5 protein-coding genes are annotated in these 9513 nt (G+C 73.3%); all 5 read right to left on the bottom strand.

Annotation, left to right across the window (positions count from 1 at the left end):
• Window positions 1–224: 224 nt before the first annotated feature.
• On the bottom strand, window positions 225–2501 hold the full coding sequence (gene katG / locus ACGFNF_RS21670; RefSeq protein ID WP_357577272.1) for a catalase/peroxidase HPI: 2277 nt from the start codon (window positions 2499–2501) through the stop codon (window positions 225–227).
• 23 nt (window positions 2502–2524) lie between these two features.
• Window positions 2525–2953, bottom strand: coding sequence for a Fur family transcriptional regulator (locus ACGFNF_RS21665; protein WP_311410343.1), 429 nt, complete (start codon window positions 2951–2953; stop codon window positions 2525–2527).
• Between the two features lie 108 nt (window positions 2954–3061).
• Window positions 3062–6025 carry an ATP-binding protein gene (locus tag ACGFNF_RS21660; protein WP_393170203.1) on the bottom strand — a complete coding sequence of 988 codons (2964 nt, stop codon included), beginning with the start codon at window positions 6023–6025 and terminating at the stop codon, window positions 3062–3064.
• A gap of 78 nt (window positions 6026–6103) precedes the next feature.
• Window positions 6104–6307, bottom strand: coding sequence for a hypothetical protein (locus ACGFNF_RS21655; RefSeq protein WP_357577274.1), 204 nt, complete (start codon window positions 6305–6307; stop codon window positions 6104–6106).
• A gap of 11 nt (window positions 6308–6318) precedes the next feature.
• Window positions 6319–9477: a type 2 lanthipeptide synthetase LanM family protein gene (locus ACGFNF_RS21650; protein ID WP_357577275.1), complete on the bottom strand. Its 3159-nt coding sequence runs from the start codon at window positions 9475–9477 to the stop codon at window positions 6319–6321.
• Between the last annotated feature and the right edge of the window lie 36 nt (window positions 9478–9513).

The raw sequence follows: 9513 nt of genomic DNA, 5'->3' as shown, positions 1-9513 counted from the left end.
TCCGGATACCGGTGTTGTATCCGGACGAAACCGCAACGCCGCCGGTCGTCGTCCGGGCCCGCCGCAGGCCGGCCAGTTCTTATGAAACAGGCCCTGGGGGCCGCCCGGCCTCCGCCGTCGACGGGACAGGAACCACCGGCGACGCCCGCCCGGTCACCGGACCCGACGACGGACGAGCCCCGGTCGATCCACCAGCGATCGACCGGGGCTCGTCCGGAGCCGGGTCAGGCGAGGTCGAACCGGTCGAGTTCCATGACCTTGGTCCAGGCCGCGACGAAGTCGGTGACGAACTTGTCGCGCGCGTCCTGGCTGGCGTAGACCTCGGCGAGGGCCCGCAGCTGGGAGTTGGAGCCGAAGATGAGGTCGACCGCGGTGGCGGTCCACTTCACCTCGTCGCTGGCCAGATCCCGGATCTCGTAGACGTGCTCGGCGGACTCCGACGCCTTCCACCGGGTGCCCGGGGAGAGCAGGTTGGCGAAGAAGTCGTTGGTGAGCACGCCGGGCCGGTCGGTGAGGACGCCGTGCCGAGTGCCGCCGGCGTTGGCCCCGAGGGAGCGCAGGCCGCCGACGAGGACGGTCATCTCGGGCGCGGTCAGGTTGAGCATGTAGGCGCGGTCGAGGAGCAGCACCTCCGGCTGGGTCTTCTCGCCGGCACGCAGGTAGTTGCGGAACCCGTCGGCGCGCGGCTCGAGCACCCGGAAGGACTCGACGTCGGTCTGCTCCTGGGTGGCGTCGGTGCGGCCCGGCCGGAACGGCACGGTCACCTCGACGCCGGCGTCGCGCGCCGCCTTCTCGACGGCCGCCGAGCCGGCCAGCACGATCAGGTCCGCGAGCGAGATCTTCGCGCCGCCGGCGGAGTTGAACTCCTGCCGGATGCCTTCGAGGGCCTCCAGGACCGTCGCGAGCTGCTCGGGCTGGTTGACCTCCCAGCCGCGCTGCGGTTCGAGACGGATCCGCGCGCCGTTGGCGCCGCCGCGCTTGTCGGTGGACCGGAAACTGGCGGCCGACGCCCAGGCGGTGGAGACCAGCTGCGCGGTCGTCAGGCCGGACTGGAGGACCTTCGCCTTGAGCGCGGCGACGTCGGCGTCGCCCACGAGCTCGTGGTCGACGGCCGGCACCGGGTCCTGCCACAGCTGGGCTTCCGGGACCCACGGCCCGAGGAAGCGCTCGACCGGCCCCATGTCGCGGTGCAGCAGCTTGTACCAGGCCTTGGCGAACGCCAGCGCGAACTCGTCGGGGTTCTCCAGGAAACGGCGCGAGATCTTCTCGTACGCCGGGTCGACGCGCAGCGACAGGTCCGTCGTGAGCATCGTCGGCTTGTGCTTCTTCGACGGGTCGTGGGCGTCCGGGATGATCGCCTCGGCGTCCTTGGCGACCCACTGCTTCGCGCCGCCGGGGCTCGTGGTCAGCTCCCACTCGTAGCCGAAGAGGATCTCGAAGAAGCGGTTGCTCCACTGCGTCGGCACGTCGGTCCACGTCACCTCGAGACCGCTGGTGATCGTGTCGCCGCCCTTGCCGCTGCCGTAGGTGCTCAGCCAGCCGAGGCCCTGCGCCTCCAGCGGGGCGCCCTCGGGCTCGGGGCCCACGTGGTCGTCGGCGATGCCGGCGCCGTGGGTCTTGCCGAAGGTGTGCCCGCCGGCGATGAGGGCGACGGTCTCCTCGTCGTTCATCGCCATCCGGGCGAAGGTCTCGCGGATGAAGTGCGCCGCGGCGAGCGGGTCCGCGTTGCCGTTCGGGCCCTCCGGGTTGACGTAGATCAGGCCCATCTCGGTCGCCCCGACCTCCGGCGACATCTCCTTCTCGGAGACGTAGCGCTCGTCGCCGAGCCAGGTGTCCTCCGGGCCCCAGAAGATCTCCTCGGGCTCCCAGACGTCCTCCCGACCGAAGGCGAAGCCGAAGGTCTTGAAGCCCATCGACTCCAGCGACACGTTGCCGGCGAGCACGAGCAGGTCGGCCCACGAGATCTTCTGGCCGTACTTCTGCTTCACCGGCCACAGCAGCCGGCGGGCCTTGTCGAGGTTGGCGTTGTCCGGCCAGCTGTTGAGCGGGGCGAACCGCTGGCCGCCGTCGCCGGCGCCGCCACGACCGTCGTGGATGCGGTAGGTGCCCGCGGCGTGCCAGCTCATCCGGATCATCAGGCCGCCGTAGTGGCCGAAGTCGGCCGGCCACCAGTCCTGCGAGGTGGTGAGGACCTTGACGATGTCCTGCTTGAGGGCCTCGACGTCGAGCTTGGCGAACTCCCTGGCGTAGCTGAAGTCCTCCCCCAGCGGGTTGCCCTTGGACGAGTGGGCGTGCAGCACCGAGAGGTCGAGCTGGTTGGGCCACCAGTCCCGGTTGGTGCGCGGACGGCCTCCGGTCTTCGGCGTCGGCGAGTCGATCGCCGGGTTCTCGCTCTCGCTGCCGTGCGCGGTCACGGAGTCGTGCGCGACCGGGCAACCGGCCGCCTCCTTCTTGTCCACGCCCTGCGCGCTGACGGGGCCATTGTCCTGGGTGTCGCTCATCTGCTTCCTTCCGGACTGGCGGTTCACTGAACGGTGCGTTCGGTCGCGCACTCGGGGCAGGTGCCCCAGTAGACGACCTCCGCCTCGTCGACCACGAAGCCACGGTCGTCGGAGGCGGTGAGACAGGGTGCATGGCCGACGGCGCACTCGACGTCGGCGATCGCGCCGCAGGAGCGGCACACGACATGGTGGTGGTTGTCGCCCACCCGGGACTCGTAGCGGGCGGTCGCCCCGGCGGGCTGGATGCGCCGCACCAGGCCGGCGTCGGTGAGCGCGCGCAGCACGTCGTAGACCGCCTGGTGGGAGACCGTTGGCTGGTCCGCCCGCACCAGGGCGATCACCGTGTCGGTGTCGACGTGCGGGTGGTCGCGCAGCGCTCTGAGCACCGCCAACCGGGGCCGCGTCACGCGCAACGAGACCGCCCGCAGCTGGGTCTCGAAGTCGGGCGTCACGTGTCGAACATAGTCCAGTATTTTGGAACGGATCAAGTTTTTCCCGGGTTCAACCCGCGCACCTTCGACCGGCACGGTCCCGGCCTCCCGGCGGGCGGTCGGCGCCGTTCACCGCCGGCTCCCGGAGCGGCTGTCGGGCCCCAGCAGCTCGTCCACGTTGTCGCGCAGCGTCCTGCGGTTCGCGTGCCCGGTCTTGAGCAGGAGGCTGGCGACGTGCTTCTCGACCGTACGCGGCGAGAGGTGCAGCAGCGAAGCCAGATCCTGGTTGTCGTGGCCCTTCGCGAGCAGCACGAGCACCTCGTGCTCGCGGACGGTCACCCCGACGGCGCGCAGCCGGGCCGGGATGCGGTCGTGACCGGAGCGCCGCTGCCCGAGCGACGCGCCGGCCTGACGGAGCAGGCCCCGGCACGCCCCGGCGATCACCGGCGCGTCGACGTTGTGGAAGTGGTCCTCAGCCGCCCTCAGCCAGGCGACGGGCTCGCCCCACCCGTCGGCGAGCGCGGCCTCGGCGACCAGACGCAACCCCAGGTGGTACGACATGCGGTACGGCGCCGCAGCCTCCAGGGCGAGCGCGACCTCCGTGGCGGCCCGCTCGCGCTGCCCCGCGCGCCCGTACACCACCGCCTTCGCCAGGTGCAGGAACTGCCGGTTCCAGCGCAGGGTCGCGCCCGGGGCCAGCGCCACCGCCTCCATGCCGGTGCGGTCCAGCGACCCGGCCAGCGCGTCGAGCAGCGGTCGCAGTCCGAAGCGGCCCGTCATGTAGTAGGTGTTCGGGTGGTCGTCCTCCCACGCGCGGGCCAGGTCGAGGGCCCGGATCGCCGCCGGCCGGTCCTCCTCCAGCAGTGCGCAGACGGCTTCGCAGAAGCCGTAGGCGAGCGGGACGTGCCCGGACTCTCCCCCACCGACCGCCCGGAACTCCTCCAGCCGCTGCTCCATCAGTCGCCGTCGTCCCCGGTGGGCGGCGGAGGCGGCGGCCGTCACCAGCGCGAACTGCTGGTCGTCGATGTTGCGCAGCCGGGCGGTCGCCGCGGCGCACCGGGCGGCGAGCTCGTCCCCCGTCGGGTAGTCGCCCTGCATCACGGCCCGGATCGCGTACACGCCCTCGATGCTCTGCCCGATCATGATGGCGCCGGACAGCTGCGCGGCCTGCTCCGCCTGGCGCAGCAGCGTCTGCTCGCCGGTGCGCATGCTCTGGTTGACCCCGAGCCGGAACAGCGCGTTGATGCGCCACAGGGGCAGGCGGTGTTCCTCCGCTATCGCCAGCATCCTGGTCAGGTAGGACTCCGCCTCGTCGAAGCTCCGGCTCCGGGCGATCATGGCCAGGAGTTGCAGCGCCTGGCACGCCGTCTCCGCCATCGGCACCCGTTCGGCCACCGCCAGGGCCTGGAGGACGAGCTGCTCGGCCTGAGTGGTCCGGCCGCAGCCGTCGCCGTCGCCGAAGATCAGGTGCGCCTCGACCACGTCCACCCGGGCCGCCGGCCCCGGCGGCGGGCTGCTGCCGAGGACCGCCCGGGCGATGCGCACCTGGGACGCGCCGTCGGACCACCGCCCGGTCGTGACCGCGACCCAGGCGAGCCGGGTCCGGATGCTGACGTGCTGCTCGACGCCGAGGGTTACGGCGTTCACCCAGGTCGCGTCGTCGACCAGGGCGAACGCCCGGTTCGCGTGGCCGGCTTCGGCCAGGGCGTTGAGCAGCGACTCGAGGATGCCGGCGCGCGCCTCGGGGTCGGGCGGGTCGGACATCAGCTGGTACGCGCGGTCGAGCAGGGTGACGGCCGAGGTGGTGGCGCCGTCGCCGAGTGCCCGCCGGCCCGCCTCCGCGAACAACAGACCCGCGGCGTGGTTGTCCCCGGCGGTCTGCCTGAGTTCGGCCGCGAGCTGGCACCAGTGTCCGGGCAGCCCGGCGTACGCCGACTCCAGCGCGTCGGCGGCGCGTTTGGCCAGCGCGGACCGTTCGGCGGGGGTGAGCGTGGCCAGGATCGCGTCGGCGGTCAGCGCGTGGCGGAAGGAGTACCAGTCGGGCGTCGACCGGTCGGGCATGACGACCTCGACGTCCACGCCGGAACGCAGATGGCTCAGCATGGCCCGCTCCTCGAGACCGGTCGCCGCCCGCAGCGCGGCCACGGGGAAGCGCCGGCCCAGCACCGCGGCGGTGTGCAGCAGTGTCCGCGCCTGCGGATCGAGGCCGGCCAGCCGGCGGGTCACGCTGAGCGTGACGGTGTTCGGCAACGCGATGGCCGGGTCGTCGGTGAACCGCCAGCCGTCGCCGTCGCGGACCAGTGCGCGCGCGCCGATCATGCTGTTGAGCAGTTCCTCGGCGACGAACGGGTTGCCTTCGCTGTCGCGTACCAGCCGGTCGGTCAGTTCGGCGGGCAGGGCGTCGGTGTTGAGGCAGGCGGCGGCGAGTTCGTGGACCTCCTGGTCGGCCAGGGGGCGGAGTTCGACGACGGTCGCGGAGCGACGCACGGCCGCGGCCCAGGCCAGCTCGGTCGCGGGGCCGCTGCCCGGCCGCATGGTGGCCACCAGCAGGATGGGCAGGTCGGCGAGGTTGTCGACCAGGTACTCCAGGACGGCGTGGGTCTCGGCGTCGGCGTCGTGGATGTCCTCGAGGATGAGGACGCAGCCCCGGCCCCCGGCCACGGCGGTGACGAGCCGCAGGACCGCCTCGGCCAGCTCGACGATCGAGGACACCCGTTCCGGCACCGCGGGGTCCCGCCACTCGGGGACGAGCCGGGCGAGGGCCGGGCGGTAGGGCGCCAGCTCGGTGTTGTCCGGCAGCCGGCCCGTACGCGACAGCGAGAAGATCGCCTCGGTCAGCGGGCGGAACGGGACGATGGGGCCGGTGGAGCTGCTACGGCCCCGTAGCAGCTCCATGCCGGCCTCCGCCGCCGCGTGCGCGCAGTGTTCCGCGAGTCGGGTCTTGCCGATCCCCGCCTCGCCGATCAGGAAGATCGTGCCGCCGGACGAGGCCCGGGTCGCCGTCAGCCGAGCGTCGACGGCGCGGATTTCGGCGTCACGTCCGATCACCACGGGCGAGGAGAAGCGCATGCCGCAGGCTAACGTGAACGGCACCCGCGTCGCCTCGTCCGGCGCGGAACGCCCGCTGTCGATGAAGCGACATGTGCGGATGCCGCTGCCCCGGGCCCGGGCCTACGCCGACGTGTGTCCGCCGGTACCGGTGTCGATGATGCCCGCGAGGGCGGGCGCGGCCATCATCAGCCCGGTCAGGATGCCCGACCGCTTACCGATGTGCCCCAGGAAGCTGAGCTTGATCTCGCCCGCCGGGTGTGTGTCGGCTGACTCGTGCTCCTCCACCGACCCCGCCGCGTGAGGAACAGTCAAGTCGTCGCGCATTTCTTCCCCCTTCATTTTCCGACACCGCGTCCGGATGTCGTCGGCTCGGCATGCAGCAGCAGTGCCGAGGGCACATGATCGGCGAAGCCGACACGGAGCAGTCCGTGGCCGATCCCGGCCAGGCCGTCCAGCAGGCCGGGGACGCTCACGCCGCCGGCCGCACCGCACCTCGGTCCGGCCTGGTCCAGCGCCGCGACCAACTGTGCGGCCTGGTCGAAGCGGACTCTGACCGCGGCCTCGCGACCGCGTGCGGCGGCGACCGCCAGCATCTCCTGCCTGCCCAGCTCCCCGTGGCAGAGGCTGTGGTCGCCGACCAGCCCGGATCTCGACACGGCGGTCGCCGCGCCGTCCACGAAGGCGGCCAGCGCCGGGTCCGCCAGCAACCGGCCCTGGTCGGCGATGGCGGCCGCGATTCCCGGGACGCCGTGGCACCACGAGCGCGTCGACGGCTCCGGCACCGGGCCCACGGCGGCCCGGGCCACCATCGCGCTTCCGGCCTCGGCGTGCCGCTCGTCGCCCTGCGCCTGCGCGAATCGCAGCAGGGCCCAGCCGATCCCGGCCGTACCGGTGGCGAAGCCGGGCTGCGCGGGCAGCGCGGGGGCGGCCGCCAGGATCCGCTCGGCGCAGTCGCGGGCCGTCTCGGCCGCGAGCGGCAGACCGGTCAGCTCGTTGACGGCGAGCATCGCGGCGAGGCAGCCGGCGAGCCCGTCGAGCACGCCCAGGCTGGTGTCCGTCGCGGCGGCCACCGCCGCGAGGCGTACCGCAGTCTCGACGGAGTCGCCGAGCGCGTCGCCCGGGAGCAGGTCGGCGAGGCGCGCCGTGGCGTAGGCGATCCCGCCGAGGCCGGTGAACCCGCCGCTGCCGACCGTGCTCGCCAGGTGCGGTCGAGCCGCCAACGAGGTGAGCAACAGGGGAAGCTGGCGCACCGCCCGGCCGGCGGCCTCGGCGTAGCGGTCGACGTCGGTGAGCCGGGCCAGTTCGGCGAGGAAGAGGGCGGTGCCCGGGTAACCGTTGCCCAGCCCGGCGCCCAGCGGCATGATCGTGCTGTGCCCGCCGTCCACCGGCTCGAGCCCGAGCCAGTTGGCGAACACGCCGTCGTCGTAGGCGTCCGCGATGATCTTGTCGGCGATGCCGCAGGCGACCGTGAGCAGCCTGCCCGGGTCCGGTGCCGTCGCCTCCCACCGGACGGGGACCGGCTCGGCGCACTCGTGGCGGGCCCCGCCGAGCCGGCCGGCCAGCGCGGCCCGGACGATCCACTCCTGGTCGCGCTGGTCGATCACACCCATGCCGGCGATCTTGCGCAGGGTGGTTGCCAGCACCGGCTCGTCGAGCACGTCGACGAACGGGACGCCGTCACCCCCGCTCAGGTCGTGGTCGTCCGGACGGCAGGTGAACAACGGCACGTCGCCGTCCCAGAGCTGTTCGATCTCGCGGGACACCAGTCGGTTGCGCACCGGATCGTCCACCGAGGCCGCCCAGAGCAGGTCGAAGACCTGATCGCGGTCGAGCGCGTCGCGCAGCACGTCGGGATGGGTGGACTCGCTCAGCAGCACGGTGTACGTCCGCGTCGACCGGACGATCACCCGCAGCTCGTCGCCGGCGAACCGCCGCAGCAGTCCGTCCGGGCCGGTCAGGTCGGCGGCCCGGACGGCGACGGCACGGTACGCGGCGCGGAAGCCGGCGAGCAGCTCGGCCGTGTGCTCGGCGGCGTCGGCCGGTACGCCGTGCAGCGTCGGGCGGTTCTCGGCGGCCCGCACGGGCGCGGCACGACGTACCAGGTGCATCGTGTCGGTGCCGGCCGCCGCCCACTCGACGGCCTCCCGGAGCTGTTGGGCACCGGGGTCGCCGCCCAGGCCGGAGATGTCCAGCAGGCCGCGCTCGCCGATGAGCGGCTGCGGCAGCAGGGCCGTGCGGTACACCGACGTCCGCAGCGCCCGGGCGGCGGGATCGGGCGCGGCGGTCGGCACGGGCAGGTCGGGGTGCAGCAGCGTCTCGACGTCGACGAGGACGGGCTGGTCGGCGCAGGCGATCAGGTTCTCGTGGTGGATGTCCGTCATGCCCAGCAGGTACAGCAGCGCGAGCAGCACCCCCTGCCGGTGGTAGAACGCGCTGACCTGGCCGGCGTCGGAACAGCCGGCACGGTCGACGACCTCGATCCATCCGTAGCCGTCGCGGGCGAGCACGGTCAACGTGCGCAGCTCCAGCTCGGGCAGCGCCCCGTTCAGCCAGTCCAGGACCTCGTTGAAGTGCACGTGGACGGCGACCGAGCGCGGCCGGTAGACCACCCGGGCCCCGGAGGCGAAGCGCAGGAGCGCCACCGCCCGCCCGTGCCCGTGCGAGTCCCCCGCCACGTCGACCCCGACCAGCGGGCCCGGATCGCGGCCGTCGAACAACCGCCGGAGGATCTCGGCCCGGTCCGCGACGAACCGGTCGAGCAGCTCGGCCGCCGCCTCGACGGCGTGCCGACAGGCGGTCGCCAGGATCCGCGCCAGCACGGGATAGTCCGTCATCACCCTCGTCAGCCGCTCGCGCTGGGCGAGGTCGGCCACGAAGGCGGCGAACCGGTGCTCGGGCGTGGGACCCACCAGCCGGCCGGCGGCGCGGGCGACGTTGAGTTCCAGGACGAACGTACGCGACGCCATCGCGACCAGCCTGGCGCGCAGCGCGTCGGCGAACCCGGCGTACACGGCGGCGAGGTCCACCACCGCGGGCGTACCGGGAGCCCGTACCCGCTGCCGCAGGTCGGCGCAGGCGGCCGCGACGAACGGCGCCAGCACGCCCGCGAACGCGTCGGACCACGGGGTGCCCGGGGTCGGGTCGGCGGCGCCGTCGGGGGCGAGGCCGAGCGCCCGCTCGGTGAACTCGGCCCAGCCCGGCGCCGCCGACCCGGCCGCCAGCGCCGCCGGCGGTCGGTCGAGGAGAGCCAGGAACTGCCGCTCGTCGATCCTCAGGGCCGCCAGGCGGTGCGCGAACTGACCCGTCGTCCCCAGCTCGTACGCCGAACGCCAGTCCTGCAACCGCCGCACGGCGTGCTCGGACCCGGGGCCGGCGACGACGGACCCGCCGTCGTCGGCTGCCCGTACCCGTTCGGCCAGCGTGAGGCCGGGCGCCCACCAGGCGTCGCCCGCACCGCCCACCGCCGCCGCATTTCGCGTCCCCGATCTCTCCACGCCGATATCGTGCCGGCGGCCCGCAGGGGGTCACAT

Source organism: Micromonospora sp. NPDC048868 (assembly GCF_043198195.1).
GTDB lineage: Bacteria > Actinomycetota > Actinomycetes > Mycobacteriales > Micromonosporaceae > Micromonospora > Micromonospora reichwaldensis.
Note: the sequence above shows the minus strand (reverse complement) of the source record. Positions and strands in the feature narration are given on the sequence as shown.